Below are 17,812 nucleotides of genomic sequence, written 5' to 3'. Positions count from 1 at the left end.
AGTGGCGGTCACCGTTCCCTTAGTCGGGTACGGGGACAGGTTCGCAGACGCGTGTTCAGGCTTGCTCAGGCCCGAAGGGATAGTGATATGACGTTCGCCGCCATCACTACCGCCGGCTCCGAGCTGGCCGGTGCGGAGATGGCCGATTCCCAAGCCGCCGCGCGTTACATCGCCGACGGCTGCTTGGTGGACGCCCCGCTGGGCCGCGTTGGTCTCGAGATGGAGGGCCACTGCCACGACCCGGCGGACCCGCATCGCAGGCCCGGCTGGGACGAGATCGGCGAGGTGTTGGGGCGCCTGCCCGAGTTGCCGGGCGGCAGCCGGGTCACGGTGGAGCCCGGCGGTGCGGTGGAGCTGTCCGGCCCGCCGGCTGACGGCGTGGTCAGCGCCATCGACGCGATGCGGCGCGATCAGGCCGCGCTGCGGTCGGCGTTCGCCGACGCCGGCCTGGGTCTGGTATTCCTCGGCGCGGACCCGCTGCGGCCACCCAAGCGAATCAACCCGGGCGCGCGTTACCGCGCCATGGAGCAGTTCTTCGCGTCCAGCCGCTCGGGCGACGCGGGCTCGGCGATGATGACGTCCACAGCGTCCATCCAGGTCAACCTCGACGCGGGGCCGCGGGCCGGCTGGGCGGCGCGCGTGCGGCTGGCGCACGCGCTGGGACCCACCATGATCGCGATCGCCGCGAACTCCCCGATGCTGCGCGGCGAGTTCACCGGGTGGGCCTCCACCCGGCAGTGGGTGTGGGGCCAGATGGACGCGGCACGATGCGGGCCGGTCCTGGGCGCCAGCGGCGACGACCCCGGCACCGACTGGGCGCGCTACGCGCTCAAGGCGCCGGTGATGCTGGTACACGCCCCGGACGCCGCCGCGGTCACGCACTGGGTGCCCTTCGCCGACTGGGTGGACGGCCGGGTGTTGCTCGGCGATCGCCGTCCCACCGTCGCCGACCTGGAATACCACCTGACCACCCTGTTCCCGCCGGTGCGCCCAAGGCAGTGGCTGGAGATCCGCTATCTCGACAGCGTGCCGGACGAGTTCTGGCCGGCCGTGGTGTTCACGCTGACGGCCCTGCTCGACGACCCCGTCGCGGCCGAGACAGCGGCCGAGGCAGTCGAACCCGTGGCCACCGCATGGGACACCGCGGCCCGGGTGGGCCTGCGGGACCGGCGGCTGTACGCCGCGGCCAACCAGTGCGTGGCGATCGCCGCCGAGCTGGCGCCGCCCGAGCTCGGCGAGTCGATGCAGCGGCTGGTCGACGCCGTCGAACGGTGCCGATGTCCCGGCGACGACTTCTCCGATCAGGTGATCCAGCACGGCATCGCGCCCACCGTGGCGCGCCTGGCCCAAGGGGGGCTGTGACGTCCGCGGATGAATGCCGGGCGGGTCTCGCCGACGATCTGGCGCGGGCGCGGACGCGAACGTTGCGGCTGGTCGAGTTCGACGACGCCGAACTGTACCGGCAGTACGACCCCCTGATGAGCCCGCTGGTGTGGGACCTCGCGCACATCGGTCAGCAAGAGGAGTTCTGGCTGCTGCGGGCCGGCGACCCCGGTCGGCCGGGCATGTTGCCGCCTGCCGTCGAAGGCCTGTACGACGCCTTCGTGCACTCCCGCGCGAGCCGCGTCGAGCTGCCGCTGCTGTCACCGGATCGCGCGCGGGCTTATTGCCGGACGGTGCGCTCGGCCGCCCTCGACGCCCTCGACGCCCTACCCGAGGATGCCGACAGCTTCCCGTTCGCGTTGGTGATCAGCCACGAGAACCAGCACGACGAAACCATGCTGCAGGCGTTGAACCTCCGCAGCGGCGCCCCGCTGCTGCGCGACACCGCGGCCTTGCCGGCCGGCCGGCCAGGCGTGGCCGGCACCTCGGTGCTGGTGCCCGCCGGCCCGTTCGTGCTGGGCGTCGACGCGGCGAGCGAACCGTATTCGCTGGACAACGAGCGGCCCGCCCACGTCGTCGACGTGCCCTCGTTCCGGATCGGCCGGGTGCCGGTCACCAACGGCGAGTGGCGGCACTTCGTGGAAGACGGCGGATACCGGCAGCCACGCTGGTGGTCGGAGCGCGGTTGGGAGCATCGCCGGCGTGCGGGCCTCACGGCGCCGCAGTTCTGGAGCCCCGACGCGCGGACGCGCACCCGGTTCGGCCACGTCGAAGACATCCCGGCCGACGAACCGGTGCAGCACGTCACCTTCTTCGAGGCCGAGGCCTACGCCGCCTGGGCCGGCGCGCGGCTGCCCACCGAGATCGAATGGGAGAAGGCCTGCGCGTGGGATCCGGCCACCGGCCGTCGGCGCCGCTACCCGTGGGGGTCGCAGCCCCCGTCCGACGCACTGGCCAACCTGGGCGGCGGGGCGTTGCGCCCGGCGCCCGTCGGCGCCTACCCGGCCGGCGCCTCGGCGTACGGGGCCGAGCAGATGCTCGGCGACGTCTGGGAGTGGACCGCGTCCCCGCTGCGGCCCTGGCCCGGCTTCGTCCCGATGATCTACGAGCGCTATTCCCAGCCGTTCTTCGACGGCGACTACCGGGTGCTGCGTGGCGGCTCGTGGGCCGTGGAGCCCAGCATCCTGCGGCCGAGCTTCCGCAACTGGGACCACCCGATCCGGCGCCAGATCTTCTCCGGTGTCCGGTTGGCTTGGGACGCCGAGGATTTCGCCTGATGTGCCGCCACCTCGGTTGGCTCGGGGCCGACGTCACCGTCTCCTCGCTTGTGCTGGACCCCCCGTCGGGCCTGCGGGTGCAGTCGTACGCCCCGCGCCGGCAGAAGCACGGCCTGCTCAACGCCGACGGCTGGGGTGTCGGGTTTTTCGATGTCGCTGCGGAGCGGCAAGTTCCCCGCCGCTGGCGCAGCCCGGCGCCGCTGTGGGGTGACGCGTCGTTCGACTCCGTCGCGCCCGCGCTGCGCAGCCACTGCGTGGTGGCCGCGGTGCGCTCGGCGACGGTCGGGATGCCTATCGACGTCAGCGCGACGGCGCCGTTCACCGACGGCCAATGGCTGTTGTCGCACAACGGAGTTGTCGACCGCGCCGTGTTGCCCCCGACCTCGCGGGCCGAATCGGTCTGTGACAGTGCGCTACTCGCGGCGGCCATCTTCGAGCGCGGCCTCGATGCGCTCGGCGAGACGATCACCGAGATCGCGGCCGCCGACCCGAACGCGCGGCTGAACATCCTTGCCGCCAACGGTTCTCGCCTGCTGGCGACGGCCTGGGGAGACACGCTGTCGATCCTGCGCCGCGCCGATGGTGTCGTCCTGGCCAGCGAGCCCTACGACGACGACCCCGGTTGGGCGGAAGTGCCGGACTGCCACCTCGTCGAGGTCACCGCGACGGGTGTGGCGCTGACCCCGCTGGATCACTCGGAAGGTTATCGATGACGCTGACACTGTCCAACCACCTGGCCGCCGACTCCGCGCACCAGGCGTTGCGCCGTGACGTGTTCGACGGCCTGCAGCGGACGCCGAAGTCGTTGCCGCCCAAGTGGTTCTACGATTCGCTGGGCAGCCATCTGTTCGATCAGATCACGCGGCTGCCCGAGTACTATCCCACCCGCGCCGAGGCCGAGATCTTGCGCGCCCGGTCGGGCGAAGTGGCGGCGGCCAGCGAGGCCGACACCCTGGTGGAGCTCGGCAGTGGAACCTCGGAGAAGACCCGGCTGCTGCTCGACGCGCTGCGCGCCCGCGGATCGTTGCGCAGGTTCGTCCCGTTCGACGTCGACGCCGGCATCCTCTCGACGGCCGCTGCGGCCATCCAACGGGAATACGTGGGCGTCGAAATCAATGCCGTCTGCGGCGATTTCGAGGAACATCTGACCGAGATCCCGACCGGCGGGCGTCGCCTCTTCGTGTTCCTGGGGTCCACGATCGGCAACCTGACGCCAGGGCCGCGCGCGGAGTTCCTCTCGAGCCTGTCCGCCCAGATGCGGCCGGGCGACAGCCTGCTGCTCGGGACGGATCTGATCAAGGACATTCACCGGCTGGTGCGGGCCTATGACGACTCGGCCGGGGTGACCGCGGCGTTCAATCGCAATGTGCTGGCGGTGATCAACCGGCAACTCGACGCCGACTTCGACGTCGAGGCATACCAACACGTGGCGCGCTGGAACGCCGACGAGGAGCGCATCGAGATGTGGTTGCGCGCCGGCCACGCCCAGCGGGTCCGCGTCGACGCGCTCGACCTGACCGTGGATTTCGCGGCCGGCGAGGAGATGCTCACCGAGGTGTCGTGCAAGTTCCGCCCGGACGGGGTGAGCGCCGAATTGACCGGCGTGGGGTTGCGTCCCACCCGATGGTGGACGGACGCCGCGGGTGACTTCGGGTTGTCGCTGGCCGTGAAGTGACGCCCGCGGGTTCGCTGGCTGACCGGTGGCGGGCGGCCCGCCTGCCGGCGGCCGGGCTGCACCTGGACAGCGCGGCGTGTTCGCGCCAAAGCCTTTCCGTGATCGACGCCGCCGCCCAGCACGCGCGCAACGAGTCCGAAGTCGGCGGCTACGTCGCGGCCGAGGCGGCCGCACCCGCGCTCGACGCCGGACGGGTGGCGTTCGCCGCGCTGGCCGGCATGCCCGACGCCGAGGTGGTGTTCACAACGGGCTCCCTGAACGCCCTCGACCTGCTGCTCGGCGCCTGGCCGGCGGGGCGCCGCAAGGTGGCGTGCCTGCCGGGTGAGTACGGCCCCAACCTCGCGCTGCTGGCCGCCCATGGATTCGACCGTCAGCTGCTGCCGACGCTCGGGGATGGCCGGTTGGCGCTCGACGACGCGGCGATGGCGCTGGAGGCCGACCCCCCCGATTTGGTCCACCTGACCGCTGTCGGCAGCCACAGCGGTGTGGTGCAACCGCTGCCAATGGTGGCGCAACTGTGCCGCGAGATGGGGCTGCCGCTCGTGGTCGACGCCGCGCAGGCGCTGGGCCAGGTGGACTGCGCGGTCGGCGCCGACGTGACCTACGCGTCGTCGCGCAAGTGGATCGCCGGGCCGCGCGGGGTCGGGGCCCTCGCGGTGCGCCGGGAGCTGATGGCGGGCCTGCGGCCGCGGCTGGCGGCGCCGGATTGGCTCGCGGGGTCGTTCTCGGTGGCCCAGCAGCTTGAGTTCGGTGAAGCCAATGTCGCGGCGCGCCTAGGATTCTCGCTGGCGTTAGGCGAGCATCTGGCGTACGGGCCGGAGGCGGTGCGCGGGCGGCTGGCCGAGCTGGGCGCCGCGAGCCGCCGGGCGCTGGCCGACGTGCCCGGCTGGGCGGTGGTCGAAGAGGTCGACGAGCCGAGCGCGATCACCACGCTGGCGCCCGTCGACGGCGCCGACCCGCAAGTGGTGCAGTCGTGGCTGCTGGCCGAGCGGCGGATCCTGATCACCTTCGTCGGCGTGCAGCGGGCGCCCCTGCAGCTGGCCGGGCCGGTGCTGAGGCTCTCGCCACACCTCGACACCACGGCCGGCGATCTGGAGACCTTCGCCGAGGCGCTGATCGCCGCGACCGCGGCGACGTCGGCCTGAAAACTAGCCCGCCTTGTGCGCCGTCAGCAGGTAGGCGGGCATCTTGATCCGGCCCCTGTCGTCGCGTTCATGCGGCGGGAATTCGAAGGGAGCATCGGGAATCTCGACGACATTCGACAGGATGTAGGCCGGGCGGATCTCGTCGACCTCCCAGTACTTGCTCACCGCCGCGCGCAATTCGTCCTCGTCGACTTCGTTGGGCTTCGGTTGCATTTCGGCGGGAAAGGCGCCCTTGGCGAACACCAAGACGAACAAGCTGGCGCCCGGCGCGGCCGCGCGGTGGATGGAGCTCAGGTAGCCGTCGCGGCCCTCGACGGGCAGCGAATGAAACAGCGTGGAATCGACGACCGTGGAGAAGCGGCCGTCATAGCCGCTGAACGACGTGATGTCCGCCTGCACGAAGCTGGCGGTCGTCAAGCCCCGCTCCTGGGCGGCCTTGGCGGCGGCCGCGACCGCGGTCGGCGTCAGGTCGACACCGACCACCGTGTAGCCCTGGGCGGCGAGCGCCAACGACAGCTCGGCGACCCCGCAGCCGGCGTCCAGCACGTCGCTGCGAAACCTGCCGGCGGCGACGAGAGCGGCCAGCTCCGGTTGCGGCTCACCGATGTTCCACGGCGGCGGGCCTTCGAAATGGGCCTGCTCGCGGTAGGCGCTGTCCCAGTCCATGACCTGATCGTCGGGCATGGTTTCAACGTACCCCCGCGGTCAGGACTCCCAGGTGTGCACCGGCTCGTTGGCGTGCATGTGCTCGCAGTACCGGCGCAGCATCTCGGCCAGCGCTGCGGGCCGGGTCATACCTGCATCTTCCAGCGTGCGCACGGTGGCCACCTGCCAGCCGGCGCCGTTGCGGCCGGTCCTCGCGCGGCCCTCGATGACCCCCAGGAAGCGATCGCGCACCTCCGCGTCCACGCCCCAGCGGCGCAGCCCATCGTCGGCGATCGGCAGCAACGTGTCGAGCACCAGCGTGGTCGCCGCCACCTCGCCCAGGCCCGGCCACTGCAGCCGGGCGTCGATGCCGTTGCGCGCCGCCTCGAGAAAATTGGCTTGTGCCGCAGTGAAATCCATGCTCGCCCACACGGGATCGGTGTCCTCGGACAGACTGCGCAGCAGTCCGTAGAAGAAGGCCGAATTCGCCAGCATGTCCACCACGGTCGGCCCGGCCGGCAACACCCGATTCTCCAGCCGCAGGTGCGGTCGCCCGTCGACCACGTCGTAGACCGGCCGGTTCCACCGGTACACGGTGCCGCTGTGCAGCCGCATCTCGGACAGCCGCGGTGCCCGCCCGGCGGCCAGCTCGGCGAGCGGATCCTCGTCGGACACCTCGGGCAGCAGGGGAGGGAAGTAGCGGATGTTCTCCTGGTACAGGTCGAGGACCGAGGAGATCCACCGTTCGCCGAACCACACCCGCGGCCGCACCCCCTGGGACTTCAGCTCCTCGGGCCGGGTGTCGGTGGACTGCGTGAACAGCTCGATGCGCGTCTCGGCCCACAACTGGTGGCCGAAGAAGTATGGCGAGTTGGCGCCCAGCGCGAGCTGCGGCCCGGCCACCGCCTGGGCCGCGTTCCAGTTGGCGGCGAATGTCTCCGGCGCGACCTGCAGATGCAATTGGATGCTGGTGCAGGCGGATTCGGGCGCTATCGACACGGCCTGCCAGCTCAGCGGTTCGGGGCCGGAGATGTTGATCGGGATGTCCTCGCCGCGGGCGGTGAAGATCGACTCGTTGAGCGCGGCATACCGGCGCGAGTCGCTCATCCAGCCGGTGGCCAGATGCTCGGGCATCAGCGTGGGCAGGATTCCGATCATCACGATGTGCGCGCCGCCCAGGCCGGCCTTGATCTCGGCGTCGTTCAGGCTGGCCCGCACCCCACCTTCGAGGTCCAGCGCGGTGTGTCCGGGCAGGGCGTGGGGTGGCACGTTGAATTCGATGTTGTAGGCGCCCAATTCCGGCTGGAACGCCGGGTCCCCGATGGCGTCCAGCACATCGCGGTTCGACATCGCCGGCTGATAATCGGCGTCGACCAGGTTGCACTCGATCTCCATGCCGGTGAGCGGCTTGTCGGAGTCGAAGTGCGACTGCGCGAGCATCGTTTCCAGGACGTCCAGGCAAAGTTCAAGCTTGCGCTGGTACTCCCGACGATGTGCGCTGGTGTACGTGGTGCGCTTGACCTCTTCGCCCACACCGCCGATGGAACAGGGTTACCGCCGGTAACGCAAGCAACCCGGCCGCTTGTCGAGTCGGGCAGACCATGATGGACTCCTGACGTGTCCGACTTCGTCGCCGCCATCGACCAGGGAACCACCAGCACCCGCTGCATGATCTTCGATCACGACGGCACCGAGGTCGCTCGGCATCAGCTCGAGCACGAACAGATCCTGCCCCGTGCCGGTTGGGTCGAGCACGACCCGGTGGAGATCTGGGAGCGTACCTCGTCGGTGCTGATGTCGGTGTTGAACCGCGCCAACCTGACCGCCAAAGACATTGCTGCCCTTGGTATCACGAATCAGCGGGAGACCACGCTGGTGTGGAATCGGCGCACCGGGCGGCCCTATTACAACGCCATCGTCTGGCAGGACACCCGCACCGACCGCATCGCTTCGGCGCTGGAACGCGACGGCCACGGCGACGTGATCCGCCGCAAGGCGGGCCTGCCGCCGGCGACGTACTTCGCCGGTGGCAAATTGCAGTGGATCTTGGAGAACGTCGACGGGGTGCGGGAGGCGGCCGAAAGCGGCGACGCGCTGTTCGGCACCCCGGACACCTGGGTGCTGTGGAATCTGACCGGCGGCCCGCGCGGCGGCGTGCACGTGACCGACGTGACCAACGCCAGCCGGACCATGCTGATGGACCTCGAAACCCTCGACTGGGACGACGAGTTGCTGTCATTCTTCGCCATCCCGCGTGCGATGCTGCCGGCGATCGCGCCGTCGTCGTCGCCGCAGCCGTACGGCGTCTCCGCAGCAACCGGGCCCGTCGGTGGCGAGGTGCCGATCACCGGGGTCCTCGGTGACCAGCATGCCGCGATGGTGGGCCAGGTGTGCCTGTCGGAAGGGGAGGCGAAAAACACCTACGGCACCGGAAACTTCTTGTTGCTCAACACCGGCGAGACGATCGTGCGATCGGACAACGGGCTGTTGACCACCGTCTGTTACCAGTTCGGCGACGCCAAACCCGTTTACGCGCTCGAAGGCTCGATCGCGGTCACCGGGGCCGCCGTGCAGTGGCTGCGCGACCAGTTGGGCATCATCAGCGGTGCCGCGCAAAGCGAGTCGTTGGCGCGTCAGGTCACCGACAACGGCGGGGTCTATTTCGTCCCGGCGTTCTCCGGGCTGTTCGCGCCCTATTGGCGATCCGACGCCCGGGGCGCGATCGTGGGGCTGTCGCGGTTCAACACCAACGCGCACCTCGCCCGCGCGACGCTGGAGGCGATCTGCTACCAAAGCCGCGACGTGGTGGACGCGATGGCGGCGGATTCCGGTGTGCGACTTGAGGTTTTGAAGGTGGACGGCGGCATCACCGCCAATGACCTCTGCATGCAGATTCAGGCCGACGTGCTCGGGGTCGACGTGGTGCGGCCGGTGGTGGCCGAAACGACCGCGCTGGGCGCGGCCTATGCGGCGGGTTTGGCGGTGGGGTTCTGGGCCGGTCCGTCCGACCTGCGGGCGAACTGGCACGAAGACAAGCGGTGGACGCCGGCCTGGACCGACGAGCAGCGCGCCGCCGGCTACGCGGGTTGGCGCAAGGCGGTGCAGCGGACCCTGGACTGGGTCGACGTGACCTGATCCAGGGTCCGCTGTGTGCTACGGGCTCAGTCTTCGCCGAGGATGCCGTAGACCTCGCGTCGCGCGTTGTTCAGGATCTCGACGATGCGCTGTTGCTGCTCGGCGGTGGCGGTGTGCGCGGACTGCGCGACCGCGCCGAACAGCTGGCCGACGGCCGCCCGCAGGTTCATGTGACCCGGGTCGGCCCCTTCGGCGATCTCGTCCCACGGCGGGGTCTCCACCTTCTCGGCCGCCGTGCGGCCCTCGTCGGTCAGCTCGAACAGCTTCTTGCTGCCCTCGCTCTCGCTCGCGGTGATCAGGCCCTCGTCGGTCAGCAACTGCAGCGTCGGGTAGACCGAACCGGGGCTGGGCTTCCAGAGTCCGTTACTGCGTTCGGCGATCTGCTGGATCATCTCGTAGCCGTGCATCGGCCGCTCGGCGAGCAGCGCCAGGATGGCCGCGCGGACGTCACCGCGCTTGCCGCGACCGGGGCCGCCGCGCCGCCATCCGCCGCGCCGGCCGCCCGGGCCGAAACCGAAACCCGGACCGAATCCGGGGCCGAAACCCGGGCCGAAGCCCGGACCGAAACCGGGGCCGAAGCCCTGGTCCCCGGCGTGGTCGCGCAGGTGTTCGAAGAATTCGCGCCGGGCTTGGCGCCGGGCGCCGTGCAGGGCGCGCCGTTGGACCGGGCCGGTGCCGAAGCCGAAGCCCTGACCGGCGAACGGTCCGACGGGTGGAGTGAATGGATTGCTCATGTTTGTTGTCCTCATGTTCTCGGGGTAGCGCACCGTCTGTGCGCTTCGAAGTATCACGATATATCGGAAACGATCGCGATGCAACGGTTGCCTTGAAGACGGCCCGAGTGAACCCCGATGACCTGCGGTTCGGCGACCATGCCGGCCGCTGCTCGCGTCGCCCGCCCGGTTTGCGCCCGACGGGCGGCGGGTAGGAACTCTGGGATGAACGCTGATAACTCCAACCTCGCGGTGGGCAGCGGAACCTCCAGCCCGACCGACCCCGCGCGGGGCGGCAGCGGTCCCAGAAGTGGCGGCCGCAACGTATGGCCGTGGGTCAACTGGGCCCTGGCGCTGGCCATGGTGCCCGCCGCCGCCATCGTGATGCTTTTCGCGCTGGGCGCGGTGATGAGTACCGGCGGTTGCTCCGACCGCAGTTGCCCGAACCTGGGCCATGGGGGAATCGATTTCGGGACCGCGTTCTACGGCGCCCCTGCTGTCGCCGTCGTGGTCATCGTCATTTCGCTGTTCACCGCCAAGCGTCGCGGTGGGATCGCGGTTCCCCTGCTCGGCTGGGCGCTGTTGATCGCCGACGTCCTGCTCATGGCGGCAAGCGTCTCCGGCTAGCGCACCCGTCAGCTCGGCGGTGAGAAACCGCCCGGCGCGGGATTCGCCGGCGCCTGGTGCGCGGCGCCCTGGTCCGGCCACGGGACGGCCTGCGGCGGCGGCGCCGGCGGCCAGGCTGACCACGGTGCGGGGACCGCCTGCGGCATCGCGGGACGCAGCCGGGCGAGTTCCCGGCGGTGGCGTTCGGCGAGCACGGCGGCGAGCACCAATTCCGGCGGGGCGCCCGGCGGGGGCGGCGGCGCGATGCAAGACACCACGTCGCCGGCGATGCGGTATGCCATCTGGTGGCGTAGCTGGCGATCGAGTTGCGGTGCACGCGAGAGGAATTGGCGTGCAACCTCGGCTTGGCCCGGGGACAGGCCGGAAAGTTGCAAAGACGAGGCCCACCAGGCGAGCGAAGGCGGCATCACGGGAGGGGGACCCAGGCGGGGCCCGCGTTCGTTCACGACCACGGTGCCGGCGAAGATGTCGCCGATTCGCTTGGCCTTCGGGGACAGGATGCTGCAGATGACGGCCGGACTCCCGAACAGCATCCAGATCTCCACCACCGCCGCCAGTGCCCGAAACAGTGCCTGCCGGAACCGTTCTGGGCCGCCGTCGTCGGACACCACCCGCAGGCCCATCGCGATCTTGCCCACCGACCGTCCGCGCGTTGCCGTTTCGAGCGTCACCGGATAGCCGACGAGCACTAGCACGGTGAAGATGAGCAGCACGGCGGTGCTCAGCGCCGAGTCGTACTGGGTGAGCGTGGCGGCCCACAACATCAGTCCGAGCAGGTAGCAGACGACCATCACGGCGATATCGATCAGTGCGCTCAACGCCCGCACCGGCAACTGGGCGATCTGCACGTCGAGCACGACCGCGTCGCCGGTCACCACCTCCGACATAACACCGAACGCTACAGGGCGATTAGGCTGCGCAGGGTGGACGTCGACGCATTCGTGCTGGCCCATCGCGGCACCTGGGACCGCCTGGACCGGCTGGTCGGGAAACGACGCTCACTGACCGGCGCCGAAGTCGACGAGCTGGTGGAGCTCTATCAGCGGGTGTCCACCCACCTCTCTACGCTGCGCTCGGCGTCGTCGGACTCGCTGTTGATCGGTCGGCTCTCGAGCCTGGTTGCGCGCGCCCGTTCCGTGGTGACCGGCGCGCATGCTCCGTTGAGCAGTACCTTCGTGCGGTTTTGGGCGGTGTCCTTCCCGGTGGTCGCCTACCGGTCGTGGCGGTGGTGGCTGGGCACCGCCGTGGCGTTCTACGCCGTGGCCGTGGTCATCGCCTTCTGGGTGGCCGGCAATCCGGAGGTGCAGTCGGCCGCCGGAACCCCAAGCGACATCGAACAATTGGTGAACCACGACATCGCGGCCTACTACAGCGAACATCCCGCCGCCGCGTTCGCCCTGCAGATCTGGGTGAACAACTCCTGGGTGTCCGCGCAGTGCATCGCGTCGTCGGTCCTGCTGGGACTGCCGATTCCGTTCGTGCTCTTCCAGAACGCCGCCAACCTGGGACTGATCTCGGGGCTGATGTTCCAGGCCGGCAAGGGCGGCCTGCTGCTCGGGCTGCTGATACCGCACGGGCTGCTCGAGCTCACGGCGGTGTTCCTGGCCGGTGCCGCCGGCATGCGGTTGGGGTGGTCGGTGATCGCGCCCGGCGACCGGCCGCGCGGCCAGGCGCTCGCCGAACAGGGCCGCGCCGTGGTGTCGGTCGCGATCGGGCTGGCCGGCGTGCTGTTGGTCTCGGGGCTGATCGAGGCGCTGGTCACGCCCTCGCCGCTGCAGACTTTCGTTAGGGTTGGCATCGGGGTCATCGCCGAGGCGGCTTTCCTCGCCTACATCGTGTATTTCGGTCGCCGCGCCGTGCGGGCCGGTGAGACCGGTGACATCGAGGACGCGCCCGACGTGGTACCCACCGGCTAGCGCCGATTGGCCGCCTTCTCCTGACGCCGGTGCACGGCGCTAAAGCCGGCCGGTGGCCTTCATCGCCAGGTAGCGGTCGGCCAGGGCGGGCGCCAGCTCGGTGGGTGGGGCGTCGACGACCTCCACCCCGCTGCGGCGCAGCCGCGTGGCGATCGCGCGGCGGTCATTGCGGGACCGTTCCGCGGCCGCCGCGTCGTAGACGGCGGCGGGATCCGAACGCCCGGCGGCCATTTGGTCGACCCGTGGGTCGGCGACGGCCGCCACCATGAGGTGGTGTTTGGCCGACAATTGCGGCAACACCGGCAGCAGGCCCTCGTCGAGGGCGGTCGCGTTGAGGTCCGTCAGCAACACCACGAGTGAGCGCCGGCGGGCCCGCCGCGCGATGGCGGAAACCATTGCGGTCCAATCCGGTTCGAGCAGGGCCGGTTGCAACGGGGCCATCGCCTCCACGAGGTGCGCGAGCAGTTCGGTGCGCGACGCCCCGAAAACGCCGGCGCGGGTGACCCGGTCGTGGGCGAGGAAGTCGACGTGGTCACCCGCCCGCGACGCGAGCGCCGCCAGCAGCAGCGCGGCATCCATGGACCAGTCCAGGCGGGGCCAGCCGGCGGGGTCGGCGGCCGTCGGGTCGACGCCCACCCGGCCCGCCGCGGTACGCCCGGTGTCCAGCACGATCACGACGCGCCGGTCGCGTTCGGGACGCCAGGTGCGGACGACGACGTCGGCGCGACGCGCGGTGGCGCGCCAGTCGATCGACCGCACGTCGTCACCGACGACATACTCGCGCAGTGAGTCGAATTCCGTTCCCTGCCCGCGGATCAGCGTGGGAAGCAGCCCGTCGATCTCACGCAGTTTGGCCAGTCGCGCCGGCAGGTGCTTGCGGGACAGGAAGGGCGGCAGCACCCGAAGCAGGCCCGGCACCGCTTGCGAGCCCTGCCGTCCCGCGAGCCCGAGTGGGCCGATGGACCGGGCGGTGACGACCGCGGCGCGCTGCTCGCCGCGGCGCACCGGCCGCAGTTGGGACTGGACGTGCTGGTGCTGGCCGGCGGGGATGTTGACGGGATGGATGCGCGGCCGCGCGCCCGCGCTGGGCGGCCACGCGTCGCGAACCTGGCCGCGGAACCGGCGCCGGCCGTCGTTGTGGATCAGAAGTCCGACGTCCACCTGCTGCGCGAGCCGGGCGGAGCGGTCCGGCGACCGGACGTAGCGCAACTCGCGGGTGCTGGCCGCCAGCCCGATGTCCACGATCACCACCGCCAGAAGGGTGGCTAGCAGTACTCCGAAAGTCCTTGCCGGCCAGGGGGACAGCGCGATGGGCAGGACGCACATCAGCGCGACCAGCCCGGTGCGTCCGGTCAGGATCACTAGCGGGGCACCGGGACCGACGCCAAGATTCCGTCGAGGACTCCGTCGGGGGTGGCCCCTTCGAGTTCGGCCTCGGGGCGCAGCATCACCCGGTGCCGCAGCGTCGGGCGGGCCATCGCCTTCACGTCGTCGGGGGTGACGTAGTTGCGGCCGGACAGCCAGGCCCAGGAACGAGCGGTGGCCAGCAGCGCCGTGGCCCCGCGCGGCGAGACGCCGAGCTGCAGCGCGGGTGAGGACCGGGTGGCTCCGACGATGTCGACGATGTACCCCAGCACCTCGTCGGCGACCAGCACGTTGCGCACGGCGTCGCGCCCGGCTGCCAGTTCGGCGGGTCCGGCCACCGGTTTTATCGCCGACAGGTCGCGCGGATCGAAGCCGTGCGCGTGCCGGCCGAGGATGGCGATCTCCGAATCCCGTGGCGGCAGAGTCACGTTCAGCTTCAGCAGGAAGCGGTCCAGCTGGGCTTCGGGCAGCTGATAGGTGCCCTCGTATTCGACGGGGTTCTGGGTCGCGGCGACGATGAACGGGTCGGGCAGGGGCTGGGCCACGCCATCCACGCTGACCTGACGCTCCTCCATGGCCTCGAGCAGCGCGGCCTGCGTTTTCGGTGGGGTGCGGTTGATCTCGTCGGCAAGGAGCAGATTGGTGAACACCGGACCGGGACGGAACGCGAAAGCGGCCGTGCGGGCGTCGTACACCAGTGATCCCGTGACATCGCCTGGCATCAGGTCGGGGGTGAACTGCACCCGCTTGAACTCCAACCGCAACGCGGCCGCCAGCGCCCGCACCAGCAGCGTCTTCGCCACTCCCGGAACGCCTTCCAGCAACACATGACCGCGACACAGCAGCGCGATCACCAGGCCGCTGACCACCCCCTCCTGGCCGACGACGGCCTTGGCGAGTTCGCCGCGCAAGGCCAGCAGCGCATCTCGCGCCGACTCAGCCGTGGGGGTGGTTTCCGCGGGGGAAGGGGTCTGCGTCACGTCCGTGTGACCTGCCTTTCGATGTCGTCGAGCGCACGGGCAAGTTGTAACAGGTCGTTGTCGGTCGCCGGGGGCGGGCCGAACAGCTGGTAGGAGACGAACGCCGGATCCGCGCCGCTGCGGGCGGCCACCGCGCCCGTCACCGCGGGCGCCGGCGCGCCCGTGTTCAGACCGAGCCGGGGCAGCAGCCGCTGCAGTGTGGCGGTGCGCAGCGCCGCGGCGGCTCGGTCGCGCGCCCGGCGGGACCGGTACAGCCGTCCGCGGCCCTCGACGGTCTCCGACGCGCGCACCACGACGGGCAGTTCCTCGGCGACCAGCGGGCCGGGCCGCCGGCCCCGCCAGAGGGCGACCAGCAGCACGACAAGCCACAGTTGCCAGACGATCCACGTCACGTTCTGCGGGATCAGATCGGCGATCGAGCCGGGGGGCGGTGCTTCGCCCTCGATCCGGTGGGGCGCGTACCAGACGAGCCGGGGCCGGGCGCCCGCGAGGTTCATCGCCAGGGCCGCGTTGCCCGCCTGCAGCAGGCCGCCGTTGGTCAGGAACTCCGTGCTGCCGACCGCGGTGATGGCCCGTCCGCCGTCGCGGAAGCGCACGAGCGCGCCGTCGTAGCAGCGGGTTAGCGGTCGGCCGTCGGTGGCGCGGTAGGTGTCGCTCGGGCCGAATCGAACCGGCCCGGCCCGGGTCGCCTCGCGGAGTGTGCAATCGGGGTCGCTGTCGAACGTGTCGGCCGCCGAGACGCGCAGGCCGGGCATCAACGCCTCCCGGGTGCGCGAGGTTGGTTCCACCAGCAGCAGATCACCGGGCGCCCGGGACAGCCGGTCCAGCAGCGACTCGGTCAGGTATTGGCTCTGCGCCACCAGGATCAGCGCGTCGGGACGCGCCGCCCGTTCGACATCGGCGATGCTGTCGGCGACAACGACGTCGACCCCGCCGCCGCGCAGCAGCGTCACCAGCGCGTGGGCGCCGTCGGGACCCGTCGACGCCGGATCCATCCGCGCCCCGGGACGCGGCGCGGTCAGGTAGGCATCGAGGCCGGCGATGACGGCCAGCACGATCAGCGTGAGGATTACCCAGCGCCAGGATCGCCAGCGCTGCAACGCCGTTGGGCTCGCCGGGTGGGGACCCGCCGTGGTCGCCATCACCGCACCTGCGCCCACGAGTCGGGCGCGGCGGTTTGCCCCGGCCCCCCGGGAACGGTCGCCGAGCGGGAGCGCAGGTGCTCGTCAAGGTCGGCGATCATCTGGTATGCGCTCTGGGTTCCCGGTCGCTCACCGTAGGTGACGTCGTTGAAAGCCGTTGCGGCTTGCGCTAATTCGCCGGCAAGGTGGGGCAGCGCGGCACCGGCGTCGACGGCCAGTTCGTTGGCGGTCCGGCCGGGCGCCGGGTTCAGCACACCCGTCTCCTCGAGCTGGCGGGCGACCGCCCGCAGGCGGTGGCGAATCGCTGCGGTCCATTCGCCCCGCGCCGCAAAGTCTTCGGCCGTCGCACGGTGCTGGGCCGCGGTGAGCTGCGCGGCCTCGAACAGCTGATAGTCACCGCCGCGGTTGGTGCGCATCGTGCGCCGCGCGACGTGGATCGCGACCGCCAACGCGATTGCCAGCATGATGAAAAGGACGGTGGCCGTGAGCCACCCGCCGGGGAAAGAGGCGGTCTTCTGCAGCAGCCGGTAGATGATCTCGTTGAGCCACTCGGCCATCTGCTGCCCGGCCGAACCCTTGGAGTAGATCGGCTTGCTGAGTTCGTCCTGCGCCGCCTGATGGGCGGCATCGCGGTCGATGTCGATGGAGGGCACGGTCAGCTCGTCCTCAGACCGGCCGTGTCAGCCACAGGTTGTCGGTGGACTCGGTCGCGTAGGGGCCGCCCGCGGCGCCGGTCTGCAGCACCAGATCGAAGGCTTCGGCGCGGATCCGGCGGTCGGTGTAGAGCAGAGCGATGACGCCGGCGTTGAACGGCGCGGTGATGATCTCGCCGATCGCGGCGCCCACCGACGCCACCGCGGTGCTGGCAATGAAAGCCGCGGTCGCCGTGCTGACCAGGAAGAACTTGCTGGCGATCTCGAACGGCACCGCGACCGCCCCCGCGATGACGGACGTCACCAGCAGCGATAACAGCCGAATGCCCAGCACCCGCCAGAAGCCGTTGCGTACCAGAGCGAATGATCGGGTGATGGAGTCCAGGACCGGGAGCCGCTCCAGCACGATCAGCACGGGCGCGAACAACACCACCGTGTACAGGTACATCAACAGCGCGATCACGGCCAGCACCAGCGGCAGACCCAGCACGACCGCCGCCGCGGCGTTGCCGATGGCCGCCAGCACCGCGATGACCACGATCACCAGCCCGGCGACGACCGCCAGGGCGGCCCCCTCCAGCAGGGCCAGACCGAACAGGGGCAGCAGGCGCCCACGGATCCTGGCCCACGTCTCGCCGATGGTGATCGGCGAGCCGAACACCGCCCGCCCGACGATGACCGTGAGCATCCCGGACAACAGCATGCCGCCTAGCCAGGCGACCAGGACGCCGGCGCTCATCGACGTCAACCAGGCGCCGACGACCCCGGTGGTCAGTTCCTTCGCGTGGTCGGTGCTCAACCTGCCGTAGGCCGCCAGCGGCCCGTACACGGCGAGTTTCGTCACGATCTGAATGACCACCACCACGACGGTCGTCAGCCCCAGCGTGGCCTTCGGATTGGCGCGGACGTAACCGACCGCGCCGTTGAAGATGTCACCCAGGGTGAGTGGCCGCAACGGGATGATGCCGGGTTTGACCGCTGCCGGAACACGGGGGCCGGATTGCCACGCCGGCGGGCCGTACCCGGGCGGCGGGCCGTACCCGGGCGGCGGGCCGTAGTCCGGCGGCGGGCCGTACCCGGGCGGCGGGCCGTACCCGGGCGGCGGGCCGTATCCCGGTGGCGGGCCGTAGCCGGGTGGGGGACCGTAGCTGGGAGG

At 70.7% G+C, this 17,812-nt stretch carries 17 protein-coding genes; 8 read left to right on the top strand and 9 right to left on the bottom strand.

Going from position 1 to position 17,812, the window contains the following annotated elements:
* The first annotated feature begins 87 nt into the window (after positions 1-87).
* The 5 genes from egtA to egtE are packed head-to-tail and all read left to right on the top strand — an operon-like array spanning position 88 to position 5,480.
* Positions 88-1,362, top strand: a complete 1,275-nt coding sequence (gene egtA, locus A5691_RS16485; protein WP_067756670.1) for an ergothioneine biosynthesis glutamate--cysteine ligase EgtA — start codon at positions 88-90, stop codon at positions 1,360-1,362.
* Positions 1,359-2,660, top strand: a complete 1,302-nt coding sequence (gene egtB, locus A5691_RS16480) for an ergothioneine biosynthesis protein EgtB (RefSeq protein ID WP_068018759.1) — start codon at positions 1,359-1,361, stop codon at positions 2,658-2,660. Before egtA ends, egtB begins: the two co-directional genes overlap by 4 nt.
* Entirely contained in the window at positions 2,660-3,373 is a 714-nt protein-coding gene (egtC, locus tag A5691_RS16475) for an ergothioneine biosynthesis protein EgtC (RefSeq protein ID WP_067756665.1), read from the top strand. The genes egtB and egtC overlap by 1 nt, the downstream gene beginning before the upstream one ends.
* Entirely contained in the window at positions 3,370-4,335 is a 966-nt protein-coding gene (gene egtD, locus A5691_RS16470; protein ID WP_067756662.1) for an L-histidine N(alpha)-methyltransferase, read from the top strand. The genes egtC and egtD overlap by 4 nt, the downstream gene beginning before the upstream one ends.
* Entirely contained in the window at positions 4,332-5,480 is a 1,149-nt protein-coding gene (gene egtE / locus A5691_RS16465) for an ergothioneine biosynthesis PLP-dependent enzyme EgtE (RefSeq protein WP_067756659.1), read from the top strand. Before egtD ends, egtE begins: the two co-directional genes overlap by 4 nt.
* Before the next feature lie 3 nt (positions 5,481-5,483).
* Here the strand turns inward: egtE and A5691_RS16460 are convergent, their stop codons facing one another.
* Entirely contained in the window at positions 5,484-6,164 is a 681-nt protein-coding gene (locus A5691_RS16460) for a class I SAM-dependent methyltransferase (protein WP_067756657.1), read from the bottom strand.
* Positions 6,165-6,185: 21 nt separating this feature from the next.
* Entirely contained in the window at positions 6,186-7,658 is a 1,473-nt protein-coding gene (locus A5691_RS16455; protein ID WP_068018757.1) for a glutamate--cysteine ligase, read from the bottom strand.
* A 135-nt stretch (positions 7,659-7,793) separates the two neighbouring features.
* Between A5691_RS16455 and glpK the strand changes: the two genes are divergently transcribed.
* A complete protein-coding gene (gene glpK / locus A5691_RS16450) occupies positions 7,794-9,260 on the top strand; it encodes a glycerol kinase GlpK (protein ID WP_067756725.1) in 1,467 nt (488 codons plus the stop codon).
* Between the two features lie 26 nt (positions 9,261-9,286).
* Here glpK and A5691_RS16445 read toward each other — a convergent pair whose 3' ends face one another.
* Positions 9,287-9,994, bottom strand: a complete 708-nt coding sequence (locus A5691_RS16445; RefSeq protein WP_067756721.1) for a PadR family transcriptional regulator — start codon at positions 9,992-9,994, stop codon at positions 9,287-9,289.
* Positions 9,995-10,198: 204 nt separating this feature from the next.
* On the opposite strand from A5691_RS16445, the gene A5691_RS16440 reads away from it, so the two are divergent.
* The gene (locus A5691_RS16440; RefSeq protein WP_067756651.1) at positions 10,199-10,600 is read left to right on the top strand and encodes a hypothetical protein; all 402 of its coding nucleotides are present in this window, start codon (positions 10,199-10,201) and stop codon (positions 10,598-10,600) included.
* An 8-nt stretch (positions 10,601-10,608) separates the two neighbouring features.
* Here the strand turns inward: A5691_RS16440 and A5691_RS16435 are convergent, their stop codons facing one another.
* Complete coding sequence (locus tag A5691_RS16435) at positions 10,609-11,487, bottom strand: RDD family protein (RefSeq protein ID WP_067756648.1); 879 nt, start codon at positions 11,485-11,487, stop codon at positions 10,609-10,611.
* A gap of 36 nt (positions 11,488-11,523) precedes the next feature.
* Here A5691_RS16435 and A5691_RS16430 point away from each other — a divergent pair, with 36 nt between their 5' ends.
* A complete protein-coding gene (locus A5691_RS16430; RefSeq protein WP_068018755.1) occupies positions 11,524-12,516 on the top strand; it encodes a stage II sporulation protein M in 993 nt (330 codons plus the stop codon).
* 39 nt (positions 12,517-12,555) lie between these two features.
* Here A5691_RS16430 and A5691_RS16425 read toward each other — a convergent pair whose 3' ends face one another.
* The 5 genes from A5691_RS16425 to A5691_RS28370 all read right to left on the bottom strand — a co-directional run.
* The gene (locus A5691_RS16425) at positions 12,556-13,878 is read right to left on the bottom strand and encodes a DUF58 domain-containing protein (protein ID WP_068018752.1); all 1,323 of its coding nucleotides are present in this window, start codon (positions 13,876-13,878) and stop codon (positions 12,556-12,558) included.
* A complete protein-coding gene (locus A5691_RS16420) occupies positions 13,878-14,861 on the bottom strand; it encodes a MoxR family ATPase (protein ID WP_067782778.1) in 984 nt (327 codons plus the stop codon). Before A5691_RS16420 ends, A5691_RS16425 begins: the two co-directional genes overlap by 1 nt.
* The gene (locus A5691_RS16415; protein ID WP_068266692.1) at positions 14,858-16,003 is read right to left on the bottom strand and encodes a DUF4350 domain-containing protein; all 1,146 of its coding nucleotides are present in this window, start codon (positions 16,001-16,003) and stop codon (positions 14,858-14,860) included. Before A5691_RS16415 ends, A5691_RS16420 begins: the two co-directional genes overlap by 4 nt.
* Complete coding sequence (locus tag A5691_RS16410; RefSeq protein WP_067754220.1) at positions 16,003-16,656, bottom strand: DUF4129 domain-containing protein; 654 nt, start codon at positions 16,654-16,656, stop codon at positions 16,003-16,005. Before A5691_RS16410 ends, A5691_RS16415 begins: the two co-directional genes overlap by 1 nt.
* Positions 16,657-16,669: 13 nt before the next feature.
* Positions 16,670-17,812 (bottom strand): hypothetical protein (locus tag A5691_RS28370; protein ID WP_068266689.1); only part of this gene is annotated, 1,143 nt, incomplete at its 5' end.

Origin of the sequence: Mycobacterium sp. E183 (assembly GCF_001667735.1) — a bacterium.
Lineage (GTDB): Bacteria > Actinomycetota > Actinomycetes > Mycobacteriales > Mycobacteriaceae > Mycobacterium.
Note: the sequence above shows the minus strand (reverse complement) of the source record. Positions and strands in the feature narration are given on the sequence as shown.